The organism is Kutzneria sp. 744, from assembly GCF_000568255.1.
GTDB lineage: Bacteria > Actinomycetota > Actinomycetes > Mycobacteriales > Pseudonocardiaceae > Kutzneria.
Genome location: NZ_KK037166.1, coordinates 4210065 through 4235018, shown reverse-complemented (window position 1 = coordinate 4235018; position 24954 = coordinate 4210065). Strand labels below are relative to the sequence as shown.

Genomic DNA, 24954 nt, shown 5'->3' with positions numbered 1-24954 from the left:
GCGACTCGTAGGCGTCCTTGGCCCGGTCCAGATCGAGGGCCATCCGCCCGCGCTGGTGCGCGGCCCGGCCCCGCAGATGGGGATCCGTCGCGGTCACCGCGTCGCCCATCAGCTGATACGCCTGGGGAAGGTCGCCGGCGCGAGCGTAGGCGTTGCCCGTGAGCACCACGGCCCGGCACAGCGCGTTGCACGGCCCGACCGCGCGCCACAGTTCGACGGCCCGCTCGGCGTCCTCGACGGAACCGCTGCGCTGGGCCCGCTCGAACGCGACCTGCGCGGCCAGATCCGGCTTGCCCGACTCGGCCACCAGCGGGTCCAGCCCGGCCAGCACCTCGTCGGCCTCCTCGTGCCGATGCAGCGCCTGGAGCCCGGCCACCAGCCGCAGCTTCGCCGCCAGGCGACGGTCCGCGTCACCGACCCTGTCGATCTCCGCGCACGTCTCGACCAGCAGCGGATAGCCCTGCTCGCCGCGCTCGGTCAGGCAGTACAACATGGCGATCCGGCCCAGCATCGCCTGCCGGCGCGGCTCGTCACCGGCCTCGGCGCACAGCTCGGCGGCCTGCCGCCAGGTCTGCTCGGCAAGATCGGGATCCTGTCCCGCCTGCACGGCGCCCAGCGCGTTCAGCCGCCGAGCCCGCAGCGTGCCTGTGGCCTCGGGGGCGACCTCGTCGAACCGCTCCCATGTGGTCAGGGCCTCGGCGATGTCCGCCCGCGCCCACTGCGCCTCGGCCAGCTCGGCCAGCTCCTCGGGCGACCCCGGCAGCTCGATCTTCGGCGGTTCCGGTGCCGTCCGGGCCGCCGCCTTGCGGGCCGTGCCCGACAACGGAAGGTGGTCGACCAGCGGCTCGGCGGCCAGCGCCTCGGCGGTCAGCCGGCCCACCTCGTCGGTGCCGTTGCGGGCGTCGAACCGGGCGGCCAGCGCTCGTGCCCGCTCGGTCAGCTCGTCGCGGAGCTCGGCCACGCCGATTTCGTCAGACCCCCGGCGTAGCGTCAGTCCCGAGTGGCCGGCGTCGGCGATCCGGGAGAGTGCCCCCGCCGCCACGGCACTGAACCGCATGTCCGAGAACGGGGTAGGCGGCTCCTGCAGCCAGCCCAGGTGCCGCTCCACCAGCTCCAGCGCCCGCGCGTGATTGCCGGTGCGCGTGCAGAAGGCCACGTGGTCGGCCACCGCGGTCAGCTCCGCGCGGTTGCCCTGGATCGCCCGGTACGCACTCCGGTGCGCGTCGGCGGCCTCGGTCAGCCGACCCGTGCGCAGGTACGGGACCAGCAGCTCGGTGAGGATGCTGTGCGGCTGCTCCACGCACGTCATCTGGCCGTCCAGCACCGGCAGCGCCAGCGCCACCGCGTCCTCGTGGCGGCCGACCCAGGCCAGGTACGCCACCTTCGCGGTCGGCTCGCAGCCGATGCAGTCGGCCATGGCGCCGCGCGGGGTCGCGCACCACAGCCGGTACTGCTCGGCCGCCGTCTCACGGTCGCCGATGTGCTGGGCCACCAGGCGGCGGTGCTGGTGCACCGGGTTCAGGGTGTGCCCGGCCAGCCGGTAGCGGCGCTCCATGTCGTCGAGCACGCCCGCGGTCCGGTCCAGCGGCACCTCGGGGAACATGGTCAGCGAGCTGACCATCCACTTGAAGTACCAGAACAGGTGGTGGTCCTGGGCCGGGTCGCCCTCGCCGCGGTCGTAGGCCGCGAGGCACCAGGAGAAGGTGACGAAGGCCTTGGCCGGCTCGCCGCCGTACTGGTAGGCGGTGGTGGCCAGCAGCCGCGTGACGTACTTGAGGTTGTCGCTGCCGCTCGCGTCCACGTGCCGCAGCAGCTCCTCGACCGCGGCCACCTGGCCACGCCCGTACGGCATGCGGCCGACCTGATCGAGTCTGTCGGCCAGCTCGTCCTCGGAGAGACTCACAGACGCTCCTCGCTGGCGCTCGGAGCGTCTGCGGTCAAGGACGCAGTGCTGGATGGTTCGCTCGCAAGCTCGCTCACAGGTTCCCCTCGTCGAGCTGACTGGGGGCGGGCACCGCCTGATCCAGCAGGCCAAGGAAGGACCGGTTGAGCAGGGCCGCGTCGGCCGGGCGGATCGGGTGGTAGCCCAGCAGCAGCGCCTGCCCGTACAGCGCCTCCACCGACAGGCCGACCAGGCTGGGGTCGGTCAGCCCGCACACCCGGCGGACCAGCGGGTTGCGGTGGTTGAGCACCAGCTGCGGGCGGTCGTCGGCGGGCTTGTCGAACGCCGACAGGACGCCGGCCCACAGCTCGTCCACGCGCTGCTTGGTGGCCCGCAGCTCGGCCTGGAACGCCGCCGACCGGTCGACCAGGAACAGCACCGGCAGCGACGACGGCTCGTACGAGCGCAGCACGACCTCGCAGCCCAGCCGGTCCATGGCCCGCTGGGCCGCGGCCAGGAACGGCCGCAACGCCAGCTCCGTCGCGGGCGGCAGGGCGTCGAACCGGGTCGCCAGGTCGGTCGGGTCCAGGCGGGACACCGTCAGCCCCTGCTCGATGGCCGGCAGCCGCTCGATGATCTCCGCGTCGTAGGTGTAGCCGCCGTTGACCAGTGCGATGTCCTGGGCCGCGGCCACGCCGGCCAGCTGGCGGAAGTCGTCGGCGGTGGCGCAGTAGCGGATCTCGCCGTGCTGGGCCCGGAAGTCGGCCAGCGTCATCCGGCCGACGTTGGTCTCCATCGGCCACCACTGCTCGACCAGCCGCAGCATGTCGTCGTCGTGCAGGGCCAGCGCCTTCACGCCCAGGTGGTGCACGCCGAGGAACTTGTGCAACCGGGCCTGGTCGGCGCGGGCCAGCCCGACCAGCCAGCCGCGCAGCTGGTCGCCCAGCGCCTGCCGGGTGGCGTCGAGCAGGTTGTCGGCGTACAGCGCCTCGCGGCTCGCGGTCGGTCTCAGCTCGCCCGCGTCCACCACGCAGCGAGCGAAGAACGCCCAGTCCGGCAGCAGGCCCTGCGCGCTCTCCGTGAGCAGCATGCCCTTCAGGTACACGCGGTGGCCGGCGTGCTCGGCCGGATTGGCGGGGAACGGCAGCACGTAGGCGACGCCGGTCAGGCCCGCCTCCGGCACCGAAAGGTCGATCACGTCGAACGGCGTGAAGCCCAGCGTCTCCTGCGCGTAGCCGACCAGGTCCGCGCGCCGCTCGCCCGGCTCGCGGTTGTCCTCGCGCCAGGGCGTGCCGGCGCCGCTGACCGCGACGCCGTCCACGGTGACCGGCACCGGCAGCAGCGAGCCGTACAGGCGGGCCAGCTCGGCGACCGTCGGCGGCTCGAACCACTGCTCCGAGCCGGGGCGCGCGGTCAGCTCCACCGTTGTGCCAACTTCGTTGCGCTGCGCAGGTTTTATGTCATACGTGCCGTCGGAACGGCCGGTCCACAGCACCGCCGGCGCGCCGTCCGCCCTGGTCGTCACCCGCACCTCGTCCGCGACCAGGAAGGCCGACAGCAGGCCGATGCCGAACTGGCCGAGGAACTCGTGCCGGGCAAAACCCAGCTCGTCCCGCTTGGAGCTCCGGCCGATCGTCGCCAGCAGCTCGTGCACCTGCGCCTCGGTCAGCCCGATCCCGGTGTCCGTCACCGTGATGGCGGCCGGGCCCGTCACCACCTTGATCTCGCCCCGCGCGTTCGGCAGCTCGGCCCGGCGCGCCCTCACCGCGTCCACCGCGTTCTGCATCAGTTCGCGCAGGTACACCCGGGGGCTCGCGTACAGGTGATGGCTGAGCAGGTCCACGACGCCGCGCAGGTCGACCTGGAACGTGCGGTTCACGGTGCTGACGTCCCCCTGGGGTGGGTGCTGACCGGCTCGACTGCGCCTGGCTGTTCCGGATGGCAAGGGTAGAGGGTTGCCGTCCGCCGTGCGGTCAAGTTTCGCGTACCCGGTACGCCGAATCCGCCAAATCCCACCCTTTTCGGCGACGTTCTCGCAGAGTGACCGATCGTGCGATCTCCGTGTTCGATGCGCACTCTTGTTGATCGGCCGGCAACACCGCCGGCACGCGGCCGACATCGGCCGCCGCTGCACTGTTGTGTGACTCACGAACGTGAGGCGCACCTAGGGTTCCGCCGCGGCGCGACGCCGCGGGACTGGTCCGAGAGGTGACGGCGGATCGCACAGATCCGTTCCACGGCGGGACAAAAGCCCGGGAGGCACGCCAGCGTCTGGCTGCTGCCTGCCAGCTGGACGCCGACCGTGGAGGTAGTCCATGGGTCACGTGCACGACAACTACGGACCGGAAGCGCGCCGCGCCGTCGAGGCGGAGGCGCTGCTGCCGACGACCAAATGGGACGAGGAGGTCGCCCGCGGCCTGGAACTGGGCCTGCAGGGCGCCGATTCGATCGTGGACCGGCGTATTCCCACCTTCTCCCGCGGCGAGCTGCCGCACTTCGCCGGCATCAACACCTTCCTGAAAGCGCCGTACGTCGAAGACGTGCGGCGCTGCGGCGAGTACGACGTCGCCGTGCTCGGCGCGCCGTTCGACGGCGGCACCACCTATCGCTCCGGCACCCGGTTCGGGCCGCAGGGCATTCGCAAGATCTCCGCGCTGTACGGGCCCTACAGCTTCGAACTGGGTGTGGACCTGCGGGAATCCATCACCATCGGCGACCTCGGTGACATCTTCACCATTCCCGGCAACATCGAGAAGACCTTCGACCAGATCAGCAAGGCCGTGTCTCACGTGTACGAGTCCGGCGCGTTCCCGGTGGTGCTCGGCGGCGATCACTCCATCGGGTATCCGACGGTCCGCGGCGTCGCGCCGCACCTGGGCGGCGGCAATCTCGGCATCATCCACTTCGACCGGCACGTGGACACCCAGGAGACCGATCTCGACGAGCGGATGCACACCACGCCCTGGTTCCACGCCACCGACATTCCCAACGTGCCGGCCAAGAACCTGGTGCAGATCGGCATCGGCGGCTGGCAGGCGCCGCGACCCGGCGTGCAGGTCGGACGGGAGCGCGGCACCACGATCATGACCGTCACCGACTGCGTCGAGATGGGCATCGAGGCCGCCGCCGAACGGGCGCTGGAGGTGGCGTGGGACGGGGCCGACGCGGTGTGGCTGTCCTTCGACGTCGACTGCCTGGACGCCGCGTTCGTGCCCGGCACCGGCTGGCCCGAGCCGGGCGGCTTCCTGCCGCGTGAGGTGCTGAAGTTCATCCAGCTCATCGCGGAGCGGCCGCTGGCCGGCATCGAGGTGGTGGAGTGCTCGCCACCGTACGACAACGCCGAGATCACCGCGTTGATCGCCACCCGGGTCATCTGCGACACCTTGGGCTGCCTGGTCCGGGCCGGTCACCTGCCGCGGCGCGGGGAGGGCGCGTGAGCACCGACGCCGAGGACCTGGCCGGCTTCGGCTACGCCCAGCAGCTGCACCGCAAGCTCGGCGGCTACGCGTCGTTCGCCGCCGGCTTCTCGTTCGTGTCCATCCTGACCACCGTGTTCCAGCTGTTCGCGTTCGGCTTCTCCTTCGGTGGCACCGCGTTCTTCTGGACCTGGCCGATGGTCTTCGTCGGGCAGCTGACGGTGGCGCTGGTGTTCGCCGAGCTGGCCGCGCGCTATCCGATCGCCGGCTGCGTCTACCAGTGGGCGCGGCGGGTGGCCGGGGCGGCGGTCGGCTGGTTCGCCGGCTGGCTGATGCTGCTCGGCCAGATCGTCAGCGTGGCCGGCGCGGCGATCGCGTTGCAGGTGGTGCTGCCCGCGATCTGGCCCGGCTTCCAGGTGATCGCCGGGCCGGGCAACGCGATCCTGCTCGGCGCGGTCCTGATCGTGCTCACCACCGTGGTCAACGCGCTCGGGGTGCGGCTGATGGCTGTGATCAATTCCGTCGGCGTGACCTGTGAGCTGGTCGGCGTGGTCGTGTTGGTGCTGCTGCTGTTCGGGCATGCCGCCCGTGGGCCGGAGGTGGTGTTCCAGTCCAGCGGCGTCGGCATCGGGCCGTTCCTGATCTCCGCGTTGATGGCCGCGTACGTCATGTACGGCTTCGACAGCGCCGCCGAGCTCGCCGAGGAGACCCGGTCGCCGCGGCGGACCGCCCCCAAGGCGATCCTGCGCGCGCTGTACGCCTCCGGGCTCGGAGGCTTGTTGCTGCTGCTCGGCGCCCTGGTCGCGGCGCCGAGCCTGACCGACGGCAACCTCGCCACCGGTGGGCTGCCCTACGTGCTGACCAGCCGGCTCGGCAGTGGACTCGGCACCGTGCTGCTGATCGACGTGGCGATCGCGATCGTCGTCTGCACGCTGGCGATCCAGACCGCCGCCACTCGGATGGTCTTCTCGATGAGCCGCGACGGCATGCTGCCGCTGCACGGTCTGCTCGGCCGGGTGTCGCCCCGCACCGGCACTCCCGTGCTGCCCGCCATAGTCGTCGGTGCCGCGTCGATTCTGGTGCTACTGCTCAACATCGGCCAGGCGTCGCTGTTCACCGCCGTCACCAGTGTCGCTGTCGTGTTGGTGTACCTGGCATATCTGCTCGTGACCGGTCCGACCCTGCTTGCCCGACTACGCGGCGAGCTGCCTCCCGACGGCAACTTCTCGTTGGGGCGCTGGGGAATTCTCGTCAACTCGGTCGCTGTGGCCTGGGGCGCCTTCATGGCCGTCGACATCGGCTGGCCCCGTGCCGACGTGTACGACCCCGCCTACTTCGCTGTCGCCCTGCTCGCTGCCGTGCTCGTATTCGGTGGGCTCCTCTATGCGCGGACGCGTAAGGTCGATGTCGGACTGACCGCCGTCGAGGGGGGACACCTTGCGCGAGATCACATCGGTTGAGCAGCTCACCGAGCTGGTCGGCGAACCCGTCAAACGCGTCGCCGAGAAGGTTCGGCCCGCGCTGCACGAGCTGGACCGCCAGTGGCTGGCCGCCTCTCCGTTCTGCCTCATCGCCACCAGCGCCGCCGACGGCAGTTGCGACGTCTCACCCAAGGGCGACCCGCCCGGCTTCACCCACGTCCTCGACGACCGCACCATCGCCGTCCCCGACCGCCCCGGCAACCGGCGCGTCGACGGCTGGCACAACATCCTGTCCAACCCCCACGTCGGCCTCCTCTACCTGCTGCCCGGCCGCGGCGACACCCTCCGCGTCAACGGCCGCGCCCGCCTGCTCTCCGACGCCCCGTTCTTCGACGCCATGACCGTCAAGGGCCACCGCCCCCGCATCGTCATGCTGGTCGACATCGACGAGGTCTTCCACCACTGCGCCAAGGCCTTCCTCCGCTCCGCCCTCTGGAACCCCGACACCTGGGACCCCGCCGCCGTCGCCTCCCGTCCCGCCATCGCCAAGGCCCTCGAACGCCCCGAGGACCCCCTGTCCGAGCTGGAGCGCTACTACGGCCCGGCCTACGCCAGCAACCTGTACTGACACAACACAACGGGCCTGCCGCGTCAAGCGGCAGGCCCGTTGTCGGTCAGCGATCAGAGTGTCGCCGGCGTGACCACGTCCATGGAGTGGTCGATGCTTCTGGTGTTGTCCCAGGCGGAGATGCTGTAGCTGCCGGTCTTGTCGATGACCGTTTCGTTCGTCGTGATCCGGCCTGGACAGGCTGGCTGGCGGTCAGGTGAAGGGGGTGCGGTGAAAGCGATTGAAGCCACGGCGCGGGTGACGGAGATCCTCGGCGATGATGTCGAGAACTTGACCGAGCGTGGCAGGTTGTCGATGCGTCCCGGCGAGGTGGTGCGTCAGTGGGGGGCTGGATGTGATGGACGTGCGGCTTCTGGAGTCGTACGGCCTGCCTGCGGATCGACAGGACGGTCGGTACGGTTTCGCGGCCTCCTATCAAGCCTCGGTCGAGCCTCTGCTGGAGGGCGGGCTGTTCGAGATCGGCGTGTACGGCAACGCGAAGATTGGACTGAGTAGTGCCGACGGGTCGGTGTGGATAGTCTCGCCGTATAGTTCGGCGGATTATCATCCACAGGTCAGGCCCTTGCGTTCCGATAGCGGTCGAGCTGTGATGATCAATTCAAGTCTGGTGTCATTTTTGGGATTTGCCTGGAGGTGGCACTGGCTGGTGTCGCTGCTTGCGGAGCAGCAGGAGCGGGCGGGTGAAGAGGAGATTCGCGCTTGGTCTGCGGCGAAGAGTGACGAGGAGCGTGCGGCACTCGGGGATTTCTACGATGACGTGCGAAGCATGTGTCTAGAAGTGCTCGACTGGCTTGCCGTGTCCGACCCGGTTGCGCCGACGGGTGATGGTTCGTTCTGGCGAGAGGTGATTCTCGAATACCTACAGCGAACTGCCGGGTAGGCTGCGCAACTCGTCCAACTCCCGCGCCAGGTTGAGGCGGGCCTGGGTTTCCCAACGGTCGCGGCCGGCTGCGGTGAGGTACAGCCGGTCGCGGTCGAGCAGGGAGGTCAGGACACGGGAGCGGCCGGTGCGCCAGGAGGCGTCGTCCACGGCGGAGTACTCCTGGCGGACGGCGGAGGCGTAGGCGTCGTAGTCCGAAGCGGGGGAGCCGAGGATGGCGAGGTCGGCGTCCAACAACGCGCAGGCGACGGGGTCCGAGGGGTCGGCGGTGTGCTTGATGGTCATGAGGATCAAGGAGGAGACGCGGGGGGCGAAAGGGGCCAGGCCGGAGCGGGTCAGCCAGTCGGTGGCCCAAGAGGCGGAGAGCTGCTCGTCGGTGCCGGGGAGGGCGTCGTAGACGACGTCGTGGGCGCAGGCGGCGAGAACCAGCACGGCCCTTTCGTTACCCGACAAGCGAACGAGGGTCACGGCGTCGCGGGCGACGGAGCGGGCGTGGGTGAGGTTGTGGTAGCGGCGGTGGGGCTCGCTGTAGCGCGCGACGATGTCGGTGTCGACGGGGGAGCCGCCGAGGGCGGAGACGGCCGCGCGCCAAGCGAGGTCAGGCAACGGGCACCACGATGGAGGTGATCACGAAGCCGTCGCGGATGAGCCAACGGCCGGAGAAGCCTGACACCGGGCCGGGAACGAGGATGCGGGCGGAGAAGACGCCGTCGCCGAAGGAGAGCTCGGCCTCGGAGAAGTCGAGGAAGACTCGGGCGAGGGGGAACCAGGCCTTGTAGACGGACTCCTTGGCGCTGAACAACAAGCGGCCGTGGACGGAGCGCTCGGACGGCAGGGCGATGGCGTCCAGGACGCCGTCGGGCAAGGGCTCGTCGGGCTCGGCGTCGATGCCGATGGTGGCGATGTCCCGCGAGAAGGCCACAGCGGCGGCCCGGTAGCCGAGGCAGTGGGTCATGGAGCCGACGACGCCGTCGGGCCACTGGGGAGCGCCGCGCTCACCGGGGAGAATGGGCGACGGAGGCAACCCGAGGGACTTGAGAGCCTGGCGGGCGCAGTAGCGCACGGTGGAGAACTCCCGCCGCCGCTTGTCGACGGCGCGGGCGATGACGGCCTCCTCCTCAGGAAAGAGGTCAACCGCGGAGTGGTCGTCGAAGGCCTCGGCGTACACGACCCCGGGCGGCAGAAGCTCCTCGATCACGGCTTCACCGGCAGGATCTGACGCAGCCAGCCCTCGGAGCGCCCCCACTTCTTCCACTCCCGCGGGTAGCCCACCGAAACCTCCTCGAACCGCACGTCGTCGTAGTGCGTGGTGCGGGGAATGTGCAGATGCCCGTACACGGAACAGGCGGAGCGGAACCGGAGGTGCCAGTCGGCGGTGAGCACGGTGCCGCACCACTGCGCGAACTCGGGGTAGTACATGACCCGCGTGGGCTCCCGCACCATGGGCCAGTGGTTGATCAGCACGGTGGGCAGGTCCGGCGGCAGCGCGGACAGGCGCTTCTCGGTCAGCTCGACCCGCGCCTCGCACCAGGCCTCGCGGCTGGGATAGGGGTCGGGGTGCAGGAAGTACTCGTCGGTGCAGACGACGCCGGCCTCGTGCGCCTTGGCCAGCGCCTCTTCCTTGTTGTGCGTGCCCTCGGGCCGGAAGGTGTAGTCGTACAGCAGGAACAGCGGCGCGATCACGGCCGGGCCGCCCTCGCCGTGGAAGATCGGGTAGTCGTCCTCGGGCGTGACGATGTCGAGCCGGCGGCACATCTCCACCAGGTACTCGTAGCGCTCGACACCCCGCAGCTGCACCGGATCGTCCTTGGGCGTCCACAGCTCGTGGTTGCCGGGTGCCCAGATCACCTTGCCGAAGCGCTCCCGCAGCAGCCCCAGCGCCCACTCGATGTCCGAGGACATCTCACCGACGTCGCCGGCGACGATGAGCCAGTCGTCGGCCGACTCGGGGCGCAGCCCCGCGGTGATCGTTCGGTTCTCCTCGTACGCGACGTGCAGGTCGCTGACCGCGAACAGCTTCACCAGTCGATCGTAGGCAATCTAGGGGGTCAGGGGAGGGTGTGTGAGGAATTGCCCGTGATGTGTGCGAGAACGGCTAGTACCCGGCGGTTGTCGTCGTCGGAGGCGGACAGCCCGAGCTTGCCGAAGATCGAGGCGATGTGCTTGCTCACGGCGCTGTCCGACAGGTGCAGCCGCTGCCCGATGGCGGCGTTGGAGCGGCCCTCGGCCATCAGCTCCAGCACCTCACGCTCCCGCGGGCTCAAGGTGGCCAGCGGGGGAGTGCCGGCGATCAGCTTGGCCACCACGTCGGGATCCATCGCGGTCCCACCGCCGGCGACCCGTCGCAGGGCGTCCACGAACTGCTCGTCGTTGAAGACCCGGTCCTTGAGCAGGTAGCCGACCCCGGCGCCGCCGTCGGCCAGCAGTTCACGGGCGTACAGCTGCTGGACGTGCTGCGACAACACGACGACCGGCAGCCCGGGGTGGACGCGACGGGCCTCGATGGCGGCACGGAGGCCCTCGTCGGTGAAGGTGGGCGGCAGCCGCACGTCGACCACGGCCACGTCCGGCCGGTGCTCGATCAACGCCGCCAGCAGCTCCGGGCCGGACTCGACGGCGGCCACCACCTCGAAGTCGTACGCCTCCAGCAGCCGGGTCAGCCCGGCTCGGAGCAGGTAGACGTCCTCCGCGATGACAACACGCACGGGATCTCCATGGTCAGTGTGGTGGGGCCGCCGGCGGGACTGCGCACGTCCAGAACCCCGTCGAAGGTACCGAGCCGCCGCCGCACGCCCAGCAGGCCGGTGCCGCCCGCGGGATCGGCGCCGCCGTGGCCGTCGTCGTGCACGCTGATGGTCAGCAAGTCGTCGGCGTGGTGCACGGCGACCCGGATCCGCGAGGCCCCGGAGTGCTTGGCGGCGTTGGTCAGCAGCTCGCGCACGGCGAAGTAGGCGGCGGACTCGACCGGCGGATCGAGCCGTCCGGCCATGTCGGCGGCCACCTCCACATCGAGCGGGCAGTCCAGCGCCACCACCCGGACCGCGTCGGCCAGGCCGCGTTCGGCCAGCACCGGCGGGTGGATGCCGTGCACCAGCTCGCGGATCTCGGTCAGCGCGGTCGCGGTGTTCTCGCGGACCTCCACGATCAGCCGGCGGGCCGTCTCCGGATCACGGTCCAACAGCCGTTCCACGGTGCGAAGCGCCATGCCCATGGCCACCAACCGGCCCTGTGCGCCGTCGTGCAGGTCCCGCTCGATCCGCCGCAGCTCGGCGGCCTGTGTGTCGATCGCGTCGGTGCGGGTTTCGGTCAGCCGCTGCACCCGCTGAGCCAGCCGGGCCGTCTCGGTCGGCGCGAGCAGCACCGACGTCCAGCGGTCGTGCCACCTCCGCCAGATCGGCGCCAGGACCAGCGCCAGCGCCATCGCCGCCGCGCCGGCCAGGACACGCCACCACGGCCGCGGTTGCCACAGGAACGTGACCACCGTCGTCACCTGGGCGAATCCCACGAACAGGGCGGCGCACGGCAACGCGAGCAGCGTGGCCGCGACGAGCGGGTTGACCACTAACGAGAGCAAGGTCACGCCCGGAGGCCGGATCCCTGACCAGCCAGGACAGCCGTGCGCGTCGGGCCGGCGTCGAAGCTCCCTATACAGCCGGCGTCCGGCCCGGTACCGGCCGTGTTTCTCCACCTCGGCGCGGACGGCGCCGGCCGATACGGCTCGTCGACGCCGACCCGTCGCCGGTAGTAGTTGGTGTAGTTGCGGGAGTTCTCCACCAGCACGATCAACGGCCAGGTGGCGCCGACGAGGGCCGGCGCGGCCGAGGCCACCAGCAGACCGGCCAGCAGCAATCCGACCAGCGACTGCGCCGCCAGCTGCGCGCTGTCCAGGATCAGCACAACCCGGTCCTTGACCCAGGACGGCCACGGTCGGCGTGCCCCGAGCAGGGCGCGCGTCCACCGGCCGTGCCACCGCAGCGCCGGACGGCCCACGACGGCCGCCGCCAGCCCCAGCACCGTGCCGACGACGGGATTCAGCACCAGCCACAACAGGTCCAGCCAGGTCGCACCGTCCGAAGCCAGCCAATGGGCCTGCTGCCGGTAGGCGGGCACGTGCGGGCGGCGATAGAGCCGTCGCCGCACCTCGTACATGCCGTCGGGGCGAGGCCGAGGAGGCGGTGGCGCCGGGTCGTACGGGTCGGCGATCGGCAGCTCACACCAGTCGCCGGCCAGCCGCCGCGCGGTCGCCGGCACCCGCCGGATCCACAGCACGACCGGTGTCACGCCGAGCAGCAGCGCCGCCAGGTCCACGGCCGCCAGCACAGGGCCGATCGCCGCCAGTGCGACCAGCCCCAACCCCCGCAGCCGTGCCATGCGTCGAGTGTCGCCGATTCACCGGCACGCCGGCAGTGCAGCTACCTCCACACCTGGCGGTCACGGGCCTAGGCTGCCCGCGTGGCGGACTTCGACGAGATCAAGGGCGCGTTCTGGGCCGACGGCACCTACGACGTGCACTCGCCGCTGACCGACGCGGACATCGAGCAGGCCGAGGCCGTGCTCGGCGTGACCCTGCCCGCCGCCCTGCTCGACCTGCTCCGGATCCAGAACGGCGGCAACGTCGCCTGCGGCCGACGGCGTTTCCCCACGTCCGCCCCCACGTCCTGGGCCGACGACCACGTGCCGCTGCCCGACCTGATGGGCATCGGCCGCATCAAGGGCGTGACCTCGCTGCTCGACGGTCCGTACCTGGTCGAGGAGTGGGGCCTGCCGACCGGCGTCGTGCCGTTGTCCGGCGACGGCCACACCTGGATCGCCCTCGACTACCGCCGCCCCGGCGAGCCGTCGGTGGTGTGGTTGGAGGAGGGCCGGGAACTGGCCCTGGCCGCCGACTTCCGGTCGTTCGTCGAGGGCCTCACAGGTCGATGACGGCGATGCCGTGCTCCCGCAGGCTGCCGAGGTAGAGCTTGCCGTTGTGCTGCCGGACGCCGGTGACCATGTGGTAGCCCGGCGCCGAGGTCTGGAGGTCGTGCACGATCCGGCCGGTGTCGTCGACGGCGACGACCCAGGTCGTGCGCACCTCCAGCTTGTTCAGCACTGCCTGCGGCAACGCCCAGGTTGCCTTGCGCAGCACCGGATACTGCGCGGCCCGGTCCAACACGGGACTACGTGGCGTGACCAGTGCGACCCAGATCAGGCCGTCCTCGCCGGTGCTCAGGTTGTCGGGAATGCCCGGCAGGTTGTCGATGAGCACGTCGCTGTCGCCGGAATCCAGCCACACGCGACGGATCTGGTAGGAGCCGGTCTCCGCCACCGCCACGAACGACTCGTCGGCCGCCAGCGCGACGCCGTTGGCGAACTGGAGGCCGTCCAGCAGCTCGGTGACCTCGCCGGAGACGTCGCGGCGCAATAGACGGCCGGTGCCGCCGTGCTCAAGCAGGTCGCCCATGAAGTGTTCGAGGCCGAACCGCTGGGTGGAGTCGGTGAAGAACACCGTGCCGTCACGGGCCACGGCGGCGTTGTTGCACAGGTGGAGCGGCCGGCCGGCGGCCAATCCGCTGACCAGCGGCTCGACCGAGCCGCCCTCGGGATCCACCGCCAGCAGGCCGGCCTTGGCGTCGCACACCAGCAGCCGACCGTCGCCCAGCAGCTCGATGCCCAGCGGACGGCCCCCGGTGTCGGCGACCTGGTCGATCCGGCGGCCGTCGTCGGACAACCGCAGGATCCGGCCGTCCTCGACTCCGGTCACCACCCGGCCCTGCTCGTCGACCACAACGTCCTCGGGCCCGACGCCGTTGACCGGAAGCACCCGCGGCGCGGGCATGGGCGGCGCGCTGTCCGACCGCCGGGACCGCTCGGGCGCGGCCGGCGCCTGCCACACCACGGGATTGATGGACGGACGGGCCATGCGTCTCACTCCTCGCCGAGGAACGCCTTGCGGACGTCGTCGATCCCGGCTCTGGCGGCCAGCAGCTGGCGCAGCAGGATGCGCGCCTTGACCGGGCTGAGGAAGCCGGCCCCGATCAGGCCCCGGCGCAGCAGGTCCTGCTCCGAGCCGGGGAAGCCGTAGGTCTCGGCCAGCACCGGGCCGGCGCCGGTCCGCGAGGCGAGGATCACCGGCATCCGCTGGGCCAGCTCGGTCAGCGGCTCGACCATGGCCACCGGCACGTGGCCGGCGCCGAACGCCGCCACCACCATGCCGTCCACGGCTTCGCCGATCGCCCTCAGCACCGTGCCGTCATCGCCCAGGGTGACCGTGACCAGGCCGATCGTCGGCTCCGGCGCGCCCTGCGGCACATACACCTTCAGCACGTCGGCCGGCCGGTTCAGCAGCCGGAACTTGCCCTCGACGACGTAGCCGATGGGGCCGGTGTTGGGTGACACGAAGGCGGCGATGCTTGCGCTGTGCGCCTTCGAGACGTACCTCGCGGCGTGCACCTGGTCGGCGAACACCACCACGCAGCCCAGCCCGTCGGCCTGCTCGCTGGCCGCCACCTGGACGGCCGCCAGCAGATTGGCCGGGCCGTCGGCGCCGGCCAGCGACGGGTTGCGCATCGCGCCCGTGACCACCACCGGCGCCCCGTCCAGCACGCTCGTGTCGAGGAAGTACGCCGTCTCCTCGATGGTGTCCGTGCCCTGCGTGACCACCACGCCCCGGGCCCCGGCGTCGATCTCGGCTGTGATCAGCTCGGCCAGCGCCGTCAGGTCGTCGAAGCCGACCGAGGCCCCTGGCAGCGCTCTGAAGGCGATGGTGCGCAGCTTGATGTCGACCTCGTCCAGCCCGGGCACGGACGCCAGCAGCTCGTCGACATCGAGGGCCGGCACGGCCCCCGTGCTGCCGTCGGCCGGCCGGGCCATGGCGATGGTTCCACCGAGCGCGATCACCGTCACGAAGTCGGTCACCTGCACTGGCGTACCACATGAGCTGCGCCACCGATACCCCGCCGCATGCGGGGAAGGACGCCTTACCCGCGTTCGGCGCAGGTAAGGCGTCCTTCCCCGCATCAGGGGTTTCGGGCCGCCAGCCACCGGGCCAGTTCCGCGTCGGCCTCGGCCCGCCGGGCCGGCAGCCGCCGCGTGCTGGCCTGCATCCAGATCTGCACCTGCGACCAGCGGATCTCCCGGCACACTTCGACCAACTCAGGGTCGAAGTGACCGGGGTAGGCGGCCAGCGCGGCCTCCCCGTCCAGCAGCTTCGTCCGGCGCATGACCGCCAGGTCCCACTCCACCGGCCCACGCCAGGTGTCCTCGAAGTCGTTCCACACCAGGCCCGCCGCAGTCACCAGCACGTTGCCGGGGTGGGCGTCCCCGTGCAGAGCCTGTCCGCCGGACGGAAGGAGCGCCGACAGCCGGGCGTGCTCGGTCCGCAGCGCCTCGGCGTGCTCCCCGACGAAGGGCAGCCCGAGCAGGACGTCGTCCAGCGGACCGGCCGTGGGCAGCGGAGCCGAACAGTCGGCCAACGCCCGGTGAAGATCGGCCAGCGCCGCCGCGAAGTCGGCCGGCTTGATCGCGACGCCGGGATCGTGCGGCACGTAGGTCCAGAAGGTCATGGTCTGGCCGTCGTGGACCACAGGCCCGCGAGGCAGCTCGGCGCTGGGGGAAACGACCGGGACACCGTGTCCGATCAGGTGGTCCACGATGGACAGCTCGCGGGCGAACCAGTCGACGACCGGCCGGCGGACCAGCCCGGTGGTGCCGGCCACGCGGGCCACCACCGGCGACGGCCGCAGGTGGACCAGCACATTGCTGCCGTTCTTGAGCACCGCGGGCTCGGTCGAGTGGATCCCGTGGGCGGCGGCGTAGGAGACCGCCGCCCGAATCGCCTGTTCCATGCCGGAACATGCTGTCACGGGCAGTGACGGGGGTCACTCGATTTCCCCAGTGCCGGCCCAGCCGAGCTGACCTGATCTCGCCGGTCTACGATTCCAGGTGGTTTCCCGAGATGACACTGGCTGGAGGCATCGTGACGGCCGTAGCACCGCAGCCGATCGCTACGCGTCCCTATCCGACGCGCACGACGGTGAAGGGTTCCCTCCTGCTGCGGTTGTTCCGTACTACGGACCACAAGCAGATCGGAATCATGTACCTGGTCACCTCGTTCGTCTTCTTCATGGTGGGCGGCGCGATGGCCCTCCTGATGAGGACCGAGCTGGCCCGGCCGGGGCTGCAGTTCCTCTCGCAGGAGCAGTTCAACCAGCTGTTCACCATGCACGGCACGATCATGCTGCTGCTGTACGCGACGCCGATCGTGTTCGGCTTCGCCAACTTCGTGCTGCCGCTGCAGATCGGCTCGCCCGACGTGGCCTTCCCGCGGCTCAACGCGTTCGCCTACTGGGCGTACCTGTTCGGCGGGACGATCGTCGTGGCCGGCTTCCTGACCCCGGGTGGCGCCGCCGACTTCGGCTGGTTCGCCTACACCCCGCTGTCGGACATGGTCCACTCGCCGGGCGTCGGCGCCGACATGTGGATCACCGGTCTGATCCTGTCCGGCCTCGGCACCATCCTCGGCGGCGTCAACATGATCACTACGGTGGTCTGCCTGCGCGCCCCCGGCATGACCATGTTCCGGATGCCGATCTTCACCTGGAACATCCTGGTCACCTCGATCCTCGTGCTGCTGGCCTTCCCGATCCTCACCGCGGCCCTGTTCGGCCTGCTGGCGGACCGGCATCTCGGCGCGCACGTGTTCGACCCGGCCAACGGCGGCGTGATCCTCTGGCAGCACCTGTTCTGGTTCTTCGGACACCCAGAGGTCTACATCGTCGCCCTGCCCTTCTTCGGCATAGTCTCCGAGATCTTCCCGGTGTTCAGCCGCAAGCCGCTGTTCGGCTACAAGGGCCTGATCTACGCCACGCTGGGCATCGCGGCCCTGTCGGTGACGGTGTGGGCGCACCACATGTACGCCACCGGCGCCGTGCTGCTGCCGTTCTTCTCGTTCATGACCTTCCTGATCGCGGTCCCGACCGGTGTGAAGTTCTTCAACTGGATCGGCACCATGTGGAAGGGGCAGCTGACCTTCGAGACGCCGATGCTGTTCAGCGTCGGCTTCCTGATCACCTTCCTGTTCGGCGGCCTCACCGGCGTGCTGCTGGCCGCGCCGGCCATCGACTTCCACGTCTCCGACTCGTACTTCGTGGTGGCGCACTTCCACTACGTGCTCTTCGGCACCATCGTGTTCGCCACCTACGCGGGCATCTACTTCTGGTTCCCGAAGATCACCGGCCGGATGCTGGACGAGGGCCTGGGCAAGCTGCACTTCTGGACCACGTTCATCGGCTTCCACACCACCTTCCTGGTGCAGCACTGGCTGGGCGCCGAGGGCATGCCCCGCCGGTACGCCGACTACCTGTCCAGCGACGGTTTCACCACGCTGAACACGGTGTCCACCATCGGCGCGTACATCCTGGGCGCCTCCACGCTGCCGTTCCTGTGGAACGTGTTCCGCAGCTACCGCTACGGCGAGGTCGTCGAGGTCGACGACCCGTGGGGCTACTGCAACTCGCTGGAGTGGGCGACCTCCTGCCCGCCGCCGCGGCACAACTTCACCTCGCTGCCGCGCATCCGCTCCGAGCGCCCGGCGTTCGAGCTGCACTACCCGCACATGGTCGAGCGCCTGCGGCTGGAGGCGGAGTACGGCCACATGCCGGCCCCGTCCGAGGCCCTCACCGCCGCCGTCACGGGTAGCGACGACCCGACGGAGAAGTGACCGTCAGCTGAAGATTCACGCATTCGGACCCCGGTGATCACGGACACACCGGGGTCCGTTTGCTTTTCCGGCAAACTGTCCGGGTGACCAGTTCCCAAGCAGCCACGGTCCTGATCACCGTCACCGGACCGGACAAGCCCGGCGTGTCGTCGGTGCTGTTCGCGGTGCTGACCAGGCACGGCGTCGAGGTGATCGACGTGGAGCAGGTGGTCATCCGGGGCAAGCTCGTGCTGGGTGTGCTGGTGAACGCCGACCGCGACCCCGAGGGCCTCCAGGAGACCGTCGAGCAGGCCATGGCCAGCGTCGCCATGGACGTCGACGTCGAGGTCGGGGCCGATCCGCGCAGCTCGTCGCAGCAGGGCTCCACCCACGTGCTGGTGGTGCTGGGCCGGCCGGTGACCGCGCGGGCCTTCACCGAGGTGGCCCGCAAGCTGGCCGCCCTCGGCGTGAACATCGACGCCATCCACCGCGTGGCCGACTACCCGGTGACCGGCCTGGAGCTGCGGGTCTCCGTGCCGGACGACACCGCCGAGCAGGACGCGCTGCTGCGCAGCGCCGTAGCCGAGGTGTCCTCCCGCGTGAACCTGGACGCGGCGGTGGAGCGGGCCGGGCTGACCCGCCGGGCCAAGCGACTGGTCGTCTTCGACGTCGACTCCACGCTCGTGCAGGGCGAGGTCATCGAGATGCTGGCCGCCCGGGCCGGCTGCGAGGACAAGGTCCGCGAGATCACCGAGGCCGCCATGCGCGGCGAGCTCGACTTCGCCCAGTCGCTGGAGCGCCGGGTGGCGCTGCTGGCCGGGCTGCCCGAGTCGGTGCTGGACGACGTCGCCGCCCAGCTGGAGCTGACGCCCGGCGCCCGGACCACCATCCGCACGCTCAAGCGCCTCGGCTTCCGCTGCGGCGTGGTCTCCGGCGGCTTCACCCGGGTCATCCGGGGCCTGGCCGACGAGCTGGGGCTGGACTTCTGCATGGCCAACCAGTTGGAGGTCGTCGACGGCCGGCTGACCGGGCGCACCACCGGGCGGGTCATCGACCGGGCCGGCAAGGCCCAGGCGTTGCGCGAGTTCGCCGACGCATACCACATCCCGCTGGCCCAGTGCGTCGCCGTCGGTGACGGGGCCAACGACATCGACATGCTGTCGGCCGCCGGCATGGGCGTGGCCTTCAACGCCAAGCCCGCCCTGCGTGAGGTGGCCGACGCCGCCCTCTCGCACCCGTTCCTGGACGCGGTGCTGTTTGTCCTCGGCGTCACCCGCGCCGAGGTGGAGGCGGCCGACGCCGCGGACGGTCTGGAAGCATTGCGCCTGTGACCGAGCTTGCGAGGGCACCATTCAATACAGGGACCTGGGTCGCAGACCCGCCGAGCGTTAGCGAGGTGGGCCTGTGACCGAGCTTGCGAGGGCACCATCAAGCACAGGGAACCGGGTCGCAGACCCGCCGAGCGCTAGCGAGGTGGGCCTGTGAACGTGCTCCAACCGCTGGCCGACCGCTACGCCTGGTGGCTCCGACGCCCCACGCCGCAGGACACCTCTGACGAGGATCCTTCGGAGGTTCGGGCCATGCCCATCGTGCTGCGCATCGAGAAGGCGACGCCGCCTTCTCGGACCGCGCTGCTGGAGGCCGCCGCCGCGGCGGCGATCGCCGTCTGTCTCGATCCCCGGGCCACCGAGCCGGAGGGGGAGTGGCACGCCGAGGTCGCCGCGTGGATCGACGGCCGGATCCGGAAGGTGTCCCGGCGGGCCCGTGGGGCGCACTGGGAGGCCGTGCAGGCGTTGCCCGGCGTCACCGTGCGGGTCGGGGACGCCGAGGCGCGGGCGTTGCTGCCGTGGAAGGTCGTCGAGACGCCGTACGAGGTTCGCCGGCTCCAGATCACCGGCAGTGAGCTGCCCGCCGACTCGCCCGGTCCCGCCGCCCCCGGCGTGCCGGTGCTGTGGATCAACCCCGACGTGCCTATGACCGCCGGCAAGGCCGCCGCCCAGGTCGGCCACGCCACCATGCTGTTGGCCGCCCTCCTGCCGCCGTCCGAGCTCTCCTCCTGGCAGGCCGCCGGATTCCCTTGCGCCGTGCGGACTCCCGAGCCCGCCGACTGGAAGCTCCTCGTCCCCGGCGACGACCCCGCCGGCGCCTGGCAGTCCCGCGGCGTCGTCGCCGTCCGGGACGCCGGCTTCACCGAGGTCGCCCCCGGCACCGTCACTGTCGTCGCCCAGCGGGCCTCGTCGTGACCGTCTCCGTCCGCCGCGTCGGCTCCGGCTGCTTCGTCGCCACGGCCCCCAGCGGCGCCACCGTACATCGGCGGCGACGGCTTCTCCCCCGGTCCAGCTCCTCGAAGCCGCCCTGGCCGCCTGCGCCGCCCTCACGGCCGAGCAGCTCATCGTCCGCCGCACCGGCGCCGACTTCACCGTCGTTGCCACCGGCACCGAGGCGGCCCACGAGGTCACCTCCGTCGACGTCACCTTCGCCCTCCCCGCCGACGAGCCCCTGGCCACCGTCATCCCCCGCGCCGTCGCCCGTGAATGCAAGGTCAGCCGCACCGTCGAGCACGGCGCCCCCGTCGCCGTCCACCTCGACCCGGACCTCCGGCAGCCGTAAGACTCGATCTTCGGCAACTGTAAGACTCCGCTGGTAGAGCCGCTGCCGGGCTCCACGGATGTCAGGCGGCCGGACCTCTTCCTGCTCTCCCCGTCGCGTTCAGACCTCGCTCGTCGCGGTGTCCCCGTGCGGCCGTGAGCGTGCCCGTATAACGCCAGCATTTCTTTCCAGAGACGTCGTGTACCCCGATCGACTGGCGCTTGTTGACGGCTGGAGGTAATAAGACCAAAATTCATTGGCGAAACTCAGCGTGTGGAGGTCGACGATGGCCAACGAGTTGCAGCAGGCGAAGCGCACGGTCAGCGCGGCGCTGGCCGGGCCGTACGGGCACCCGTTCCATCCGATCCTGGTGACGGTGCCGATCGGGGCGTGGGTGGCGAGCGTGGTGTTCGACATCGCGTCGCGGTTCGTGGCCGGGCCGGGGTTCCTGACGCAGGGATCGCTGTGGCTGATCGCGATCGGCGTGCTCGGCGCGCTGGCCGCGGCGATGGTGGGCTTCCTGGACCTGTTCGCGATCCCGACGGGCACGCCGGCCTTCCGCACGGGGCTGACGCACATGGGCCTCAACCTGACGGTGACGGTCGGCTACGGGGCGAACTTCCTGTGGCGGCGGGCCGCGGACACCCCGGACGGACCGGTGGGCATGGGCCCGCTGCTGCTGTCGGTGGTGTGCCTGGCGCTGCTGACCGCGGCCGGCTACCTGGGCGGCAAGCTCGCCTACCGCTACGGGGTGCGGGTGGCCGACGAAGCCACCCAGGCCGACGGCTTCCGGCGCTGACTTTCCTTCCCCACCACGGAATCTAGGAGAACGACATGGCTCTCACCGCACTGGTCACCTGGCTGCTCACCGCCATCGGCGGCTTTGTCATGCTGGGTATGTGGATCGCCAAGGGCGGCCTGCGGCAGCCGCGCACCAGCCACTTCCCGCCCGCGGTGATCTTCGGCCACTTCGCGCTGGCCGCGGCCGGCCTGATCGTGTGGATCGTGTACCTGTTCGCCGCGTCGAGCACGCTGGCCTGGATCTCGTTCGTGCTGCTGCTTCCTGTGGCCCTGCTGGGCTTCGTGATGCTGTTCCGCTGGATCCCGGTCTACCGGGCCCGTGCCGCGATGGCCACCGGCGGCCCGGGCACGACCGGCGCCGCCGACCAGGCCCCGGCCGAGCGCAGCTTCCCGCTCGTGATCGTGCTCGGCCACGGCCTGTTCGCCGTGGTCACGCTCGTGCTGGTGCTGCTGGTCGCCATCAAGGTGGGCGCCTGAGTCACTCCGACGCCGCAGCGTCCAGGCGCTTGAGGGCGGCGCGCACCACCTCCGGGTCGTGCGTGGTCCAGAACGGCGGCAGCGACGCCCGCAGGAAACTGCCGTAACGGGCGGTGGCCAGCCGCGGGTCGAGGATCGCCACGACGCCCTTGTCGTTGGTGGACCGCAGAAGGCGGCCGGCGCCCTGGGCAAGCAGCAGGGCGGCGTGGGTGGCGGCGACGGTGAGGAAACCGTTGCCGCCACGGGCTTCCACCGCCCGCTGACGGGCCGAGGCGAGGGGGTCGTCGGGGCGGGGGAAGGGAATCCGGTCGATGACGACCAGTTGGAGCGAATCGCCGGGCACGTCCACGCCCTGCCACAGGGACAGCGTGCCGAACAGGCAGCACTGCACGTCCTCGGCGAACTTCTTGACCAGCTGGGCCGTGGAGTCCTCGCCCTGGCACAGCACGGGATACTCGATGCGGGACCGGATGGCCTCGCTGGCCTGCTTGGCCGCCCGCATGGAGGAGAACAGCCCGAGCGTCCGGCCGCCGGCGGCGTTGACCAGGTCGACGAGCTCGTCGACGTAGGCGGGTGGCAGGCCGTCACGGCCCGGGGTGGGCAGATGCCGTGCCAGATAAAGGATCCCGCTGCGCCCGTGCTCGAACGGGGAGCCGACGTCCATGCCGCTCCAGCGAGGGGCGCTCAGGTCCGATGGCGCCTCCTTGTCGGTGGCGGTGGCGTCCACGACGGGAACCTGGCTGGAGGCCGGCAATCCCCACTGCCGGGCCAGCGCGTCGAAGGTGCCGCCGAGAGTGAGGGTGGCGGAGGTGAGAACGGTGGTCCGCGGCGCGAAAAGCCGTTCCCGCAGCAGGCCGCCGACGCCGAGCGGCGCGACCTTCACCGTGGGGGGCTTGCTGTCGTCACGGAAATCGCCGGCCAGCCACACGACATCCCGTCGGTGGGCCTCATCGCCGTCGAACGCCTCCAACAGCCGCACGGAGGTGTCGTGGATCTCGTCGAGCAGCGCCAGGGCCAGCTTCCGGCCGACGGCGGCGTCGGGATCCTCCTTGTTGCGCTCGGGCCCGAGCGCCGTGATGCAGCGGTGCGCGGAATCCCGCACCGCCGCCAGCGCGCCGGCCAGCGCCCGGGGCATGGCGTCCAGGCGGCCGACGGGCATCTCCGACAGCACGATCTCCAGGCCCTCGCCGGCCTCGGACAGCTGGTCGGCGACGTCCTCCTCGATCTGCCGCCCGCACCGCCGCACGGCGATCGCCAGCGCCGCCGTGGACAGCTCGGCCGTCGCCACCGACGTCACCCGGTCCACCAGGTCGTGCGCCTCGTCCACGATCACGAGATCGTGCTCCGGCAGCACCTTGTAGCCCTCAAGGGCGTCGATCGCCAGCAGCGCGTGATTGGTGACGACCACATCCGCCCGCCCGGCCTCGGCCCGTGCCCGCTCCGCGAAGCAGTCCACGCCGATCGGGCACTTGGAGACGCCGAGACACTCCTTGGCCGTGACCGAAAGCTGCCGCCAGGCCTGGTCGCTCACGCCCGGCACCAGCTCGTCCCGATCGCCGGTCTCGGTGTCCGACGACCACTCGTGCAGCCGCTTCACGTCCCGGCCCAGCCGCGAGACCGCGAACGGGTCGAACAGGCCCTCGTCCTCCGGCTCGTCCGGCGCTCCGGAGTGCACGCGGTGCATGCACAGGTAGTTGCGCCGCCCCTTGAGGATCGCGAACGTCGGCTCCCGGCCCAGCGTCTTCTTCAGCGCCTTCGCCAGCCTCGGCAGGTCCCGGTCCACCAGCTGCCGCTGCAGCGCGATCGTGGCCGTCGAGACCACCACCGTCGCGTCCTCCGCGACCGCGTGCCGCACCGCCGGCACCAGGTAGCCCAACGACTTTCCCGTGCCCGTGCCCGCCTGCACCGCCAGGTGCTCGCCCGTCCGGATCGCCCGCTCCACGGCCAGCGCCATCTCCACCTGCCCGGGCCGCTGCTTGCCCCCGACGGCTTCCACGGCTTCGGCGAGCAATTCTTCGACTGAGGGCAGTTCCGGCACGCGCTGAGTCTATGCCGCGCGTTCCGCGCGGGGCTCGGCCCCCGAGTAGCCGGTGCCTCGCCTTTGCCGGATTTAGCCCGCCGTATCGGCTAGGTGGGTGCGTGCGTCGGGTGGCGGCGGCCGAAATCCGCCAACCAGGCGAAGCACCGGCGGGGCCTCGCACTCTCCTGCACTGGCGACCCGGAAAACGCGATCTCGGCAGCCCTACGCAGCACCGAGCGCCCCTGCCACCGCGTCCCGCACTGCTGCCTCCGACGGCGTCGAAACTCCCTGCTCGGCCGCCAGTTCCGCCAGTGAGCACATCGTCACGCCGGGCAGGGCGCAGGCCGTGAAGTCGCGGTACACCGACATGTCCGGGTCGACGTTGATCGCGAATCCGTGGCTGGTCACCCCGCCCCGGATGCGCATGCCGATCGACACCAGCTTGCGGTGGTCCGGCGTCCACACCCCGACCAGGCTGCTCTCGCCCGACGGCGTGTCCCGCCTGATGGTGGCGAAGCCCAGCGCCGCCAGCGCCTCGATGAGCCCGTTCTCCACCCACCGCACGATGTCCACCGGCCCGCGCCGGCGCACGTTGACCACCAGGTACCCCACCAGCTGCCCCGGCCCGTGGTACGTGGCGTAGCCGCCCCGATCCACCTCCACCAGCTGCATCCCGGTCGGCAGATCCGCCCGATCCGTCCGCGGGCTGTACGTGACCACGGGCGGGTGGCTGAGCAGGAAGAGCCGGTCCTCGGCCCGCCCCTCCTGCCGCTCCGCCACCCACCCCCGCATGTCCGCGGCGGCCCGCTTGTACTCGACGACCCCGAGATCGACGCGCTGCATGGTCACGTCTTCCGCGCCGCCCGCTGCCAGGGATCCTCGAGATCATCGGTCGTGTCGGGCAGCATCGCCCGGAGCTCATGCCACAACGCGGCGTCCGCACGGTTCGCGATGACCTCTTCGTACGGCAGGAACGAGGGCCGCCGGGGGCGTCGTCCTTCTTGCGGGTTCGCCTCGTCCATACGCCCAGCGTAGCGAGACGGCCGTGCTCAGGACTGGACGATGGCGGCGCGAAGGTCCATGCCGGTGACGTTCCGCGAGGCCCCGCCGATGCTTCGCCCGGTTGGCGGATTTCGCCCGCCGCCACCCGACGCGCCCACC

At 70.9% G+C, this 24954-nt stretch carries 25 protein-coding genes and 1 riboswitch; of the genes, 11 read left to right on the top strand and 14 right to left on the bottom strand.

The features are described 5' to 3' along the window. Positions 1–1903 (bottom strand): hypothetical protein (locus KUTG_RS19060; RefSeq protein WP_198047223.1); only part of this gene is annotated, 1903 nt, incomplete at its 3' end. Between the two features lie 73 nt (positions 1904–1976). Next, a complete protein-coding gene (locus tag KUTG_RS19055) occupies positions 1977–3761 on the bottom strand; it encodes an HSP90 family protein (protein ID WP_043718575.1) in 1785 nt (594 codons plus the stop codon). A 274-nt stretch (positions 3762–4035) separates the two neighbouring features. Beyond that, a riboswitch (guanidine-I (ykkC/yxkD leader) is annotated at positions 4036–4143 on the top strand. 54 nt (positions 4144–4197) lie between these two features. On the opposite strand from KUTG_RS19055, the gene KUTG_RS19050 reads away from it, so the two are divergent. The 4 genes from KUTG_RS19050 to KUTG_RS19035 all read left to right on the top strand — a co-directional run bounded on the left by KUTG_RS19050 (position 4198) and on the right by KUTG_RS19035 (position 8227). Next, positions 4198–5319 carry an agmatinase family protein gene (locus KUTG_RS19050; RefSeq protein WP_052394934.1) on the top strand — a complete coding sequence of 374 codons (1122 nt, stop codon included), beginning with the start codon at positions 4198–4200 and terminating at the stop codon, positions 5317–5319. Beyond that, positions 5316–6758, top strand: coding sequence for an amino acid permease (locus KUTG_RS19045; protein ID WP_052394931.1), 1443 nt, complete (start codon positions 5316–5318; stop codon positions 6756–6758). The genes KUTG_RS19050 and KUTG_RS19045 overlap by 4 nt, the downstream gene beginning before the upstream one ends. After that, positions 6736–7347 carry a pyridoxamine 5'-phosphate oxidase family protein gene (locus KUTG_RS19040; protein WP_043718574.1) on the top strand — a complete coding sequence of 204 codons (612 nt, stop codon included), beginning with the start codon at positions 6736–6738 and terminating at the stop codon, positions 7345–7347. Before KUTG_RS19045 ends, KUTG_RS19040 begins: the two co-directional genes overlap by 23 nt. 343 nt (positions 7348–7690) lie before the next feature. After that, positions 7691–8227, top strand: coding sequence for an SUKH-4 family immunity protein (locus tag KUTG_RS19035; RefSeq protein WP_198047222.1), 537 nt, complete (start codon positions 7691–7693; stop codon positions 8225–8227). On the opposite strand, the gene KUTG_RS19030 is transcribed toward KUTG_RS19035, so the two are convergent. From KUTG_RS19030 to KUTG_RS56425, 6 genes are read right to left on the bottom strand one after another with little or no spacing between them, the layout of a single operon-like run. Beyond that, entirely contained in the window at positions 8207–8833 is a 627-nt protein-coding gene (locus KUTG_RS19030) for an HD domain-containing protein (RefSeq protein WP_043718571.1), read from the bottom strand. The genes KUTG_RS19035 and KUTG_RS19030 overlap by 21 nt on opposite strands. Beyond that, positions 8826–9425: a 4'-phosphopantetheinyl transferase family protein gene (locus tag KUTG_RS19025; protein ID WP_043718569.1), complete on the bottom strand. Its 600-nt coding sequence runs from the start codon at positions 9423–9425 to the stop codon at positions 8826–8828. The genes KUTG_RS19030 and KUTG_RS19025 overlap by 8 nt, the downstream gene beginning before the upstream one ends. Further along, positions 9422–10252, bottom strand: a complete 831-nt coding sequence (locus tag KUTG_RS19020; protein WP_232241461.1) for a metallophosphoesterase family protein — start codon at positions 10250–10252, stop codon at positions 9422–9424. The genes KUTG_RS19025 and KUTG_RS19020 overlap by 4 nt, the downstream gene beginning before the upstream one ends. A 23-nt stretch (positions 10253–10275) precedes the next feature. Then, on the bottom strand, positions 10276–10932 hold the full coding sequence (locus tag KUTG_RS19015) for a response regulator transcription factor (RefSeq protein ID WP_043718566.1): 657 nt from the start codon (positions 10930–10932) through the stop codon (positions 10276–10278). Beyond that, entirely contained in the window at positions 10884–11807 is a 924-nt protein-coding gene (locus KUTG_RS56430) for a sensor histidine kinase (RefSeq protein ID WP_052394929.1), read from the bottom strand. The genes KUTG_RS19015 and KUTG_RS56430 overlap by 49 nt, the downstream gene beginning before the upstream one ends. Then, a complete protein-coding gene (locus KUTG_RS56425) occupies positions 11804–12598 on the bottom strand; it encodes a hypothetical protein (protein ID WP_043718564.1) in 795 nt (264 codons plus the stop codon). Before KUTG_RS56425 ends, KUTG_RS56430 begins: the two co-directional genes overlap by 4 nt. 81 nt (positions 12599–12679) lie before the next feature. Between KUTG_RS56425 and KUTG_RS19000 the strand changes: the two genes are divergently transcribed. Beyond that, complete coding sequence (locus tag KUTG_RS19000) at positions 12680–13150, top strand: SMI1/KNR4 family protein (protein ID WP_052394927.1); 471 nt, start codon at positions 12680–12682, stop codon at positions 13148–13150. Here KUTG_RS19000 and KUTG_RS18995 read toward each other — a convergent pair. The 3 genes from KUTG_RS18995 to KUTG_RS18985 all read right to left on the bottom strand — a co-directional run bounded on the left by KUTG_RS18995 (position 13137) and on the right by KUTG_RS18985 (position 16053). Then, positions 13137–14045 carry an SMP-30/gluconolactonase/LRE family protein gene (locus KUTG_RS18995; RefSeq protein WP_043729854.1) on the bottom strand — a complete coding sequence of 303 codons (909 nt, stop codon included), beginning with the start codon at positions 14043–14045 and terminating at the stop codon, positions 13137–13139. The two genes, KUTG_RS19000 and KUTG_RS18995, sit on opposite strands and share 14 nt — an antisense overlap. An 89-nt stretch (positions 14046–14134) precedes the next feature. Then, positions 14135–15124, bottom strand: a complete 990-nt coding sequence (locus KUTG_RS18990; protein WP_232240849.1) for an asparaginase — start codon at positions 15122–15124, stop codon at positions 14135–14137. Between the two features lie 101 nt (positions 15125–15225). After that, positions 15226–16053, bottom strand: coding sequence for a phosphotransferase (locus tag KUTG_RS18985; RefSeq protein ID WP_043718562.1), 828 nt, complete (start codon positions 16051–16053; stop codon positions 15226–15228). Positions 16054–16184: 131 nt separating this feature from the next. On the opposite strand from KUTG_RS18985, the gene ctaD reads away from it, so the two are divergent. The 6 genes from ctaD to KUTG_RS18955 all read left to right on the top strand — a co-directional run bounded on the left by ctaD (position 16185) and on the right by KUTG_RS18955 (position 21773). Continuing rightward, positions 16185–17927, top strand: coding sequence for an aa3-type cytochrome oxidase subunit I (ctaD, locus tag KUTG_RS18980; RefSeq protein WP_043718561.1), 1743 nt, complete (start codon positions 16185–16187; stop codon positions 17925–17927). Between the two features lie 83 nt (positions 17928–18010). Beyond that, entirely contained in the window at positions 18011–19237 is a 1227-nt protein-coding gene (gene serB / locus KUTG_RS18975) for a phosphoserine phosphatase SerB (protein WP_043718559.1), read from the top strand. Positions 19238–19387: 150 nt separating this feature from the next. Beyond that, positions 19388–20149, top strand: a complete 762-nt coding sequence (locus tag KUTG_RS18970; RefSeq protein WP_043718558.1) for an aminoacyl-tRNA hydrolase — start codon at positions 19388–19390, stop codon at positions 20147–20149. Continuing rightward, the gene (locus tag KUTG_RS66275; protein ID WP_084581194.1) at positions 20121–20516 is read left to right on the top strand and encodes an OsmC family protein; all 396 of its coding nucleotides are present in this window, start codon (positions 20121–20123) and stop codon (positions 20514–20516) included. The genes KUTG_RS18970 and KUTG_RS66275 overlap by 29 nt, the downstream gene beginning before the upstream one ends. Before the next feature lie 265 nt (positions 20517–20781). Beyond that, on the top strand, positions 20782–21294 hold the full coding sequence (locus KUTG_RS18960; RefSeq protein ID WP_043718554.1) for a DUF2231 domain-containing protein: 513 nt from the start codon (positions 20782–20784) through the stop codon (positions 21292–21294). Positions 21295–21329: 35 nt separating this feature from the next. After that, entirely contained in the window at positions 21330–21773 is a 444-nt protein-coding gene (locus KUTG_RS18955; protein ID WP_043718553.1) for a hypothetical protein, read from the top strand. Position 21774: 1 nt separating this feature from the next. Here the strand turns inward: KUTG_RS18955 and KUTG_RS18950 are convergent, their stop codons facing one another. The 3 genes from KUTG_RS18950 to KUTG_RS58635 form a co-directional block, all read right to left on the bottom strand. Continuing rightward, positions 21775–23811 carry an ATP-dependent DNA helicase gene (locus tag KUTG_RS18950; protein WP_043718551.1) on the bottom strand — a complete coding sequence of 679 codons (2037 nt, stop codon included), beginning with the start codon at positions 23809–23811 and terminating at the stop codon, positions 21775–21777. A 204-nt stretch (positions 23812–24015) separates the two neighbouring features. After that, positions 24016–24636, bottom strand: a complete 621-nt coding sequence (gene lipB / locus KUTG_RS18945; protein ID WP_043729850.1) for a lipoyl(octanoyl) transferase LipB — start codon at positions 24634–24636, stop codon at positions 24016–24018. Between the two features lie 2 nt (positions 24637–24638). Further along, on the bottom strand, positions 24639–24815 hold the full coding sequence (locus tag KUTG_RS58635) for a hypothetical protein (RefSeq protein WP_157494630.1): 177 nt from the start codon (positions 24813–24815) through the stop codon (positions 24639–24641). Positions 24816–24954 lie beyond the last annotated feature (139 nt).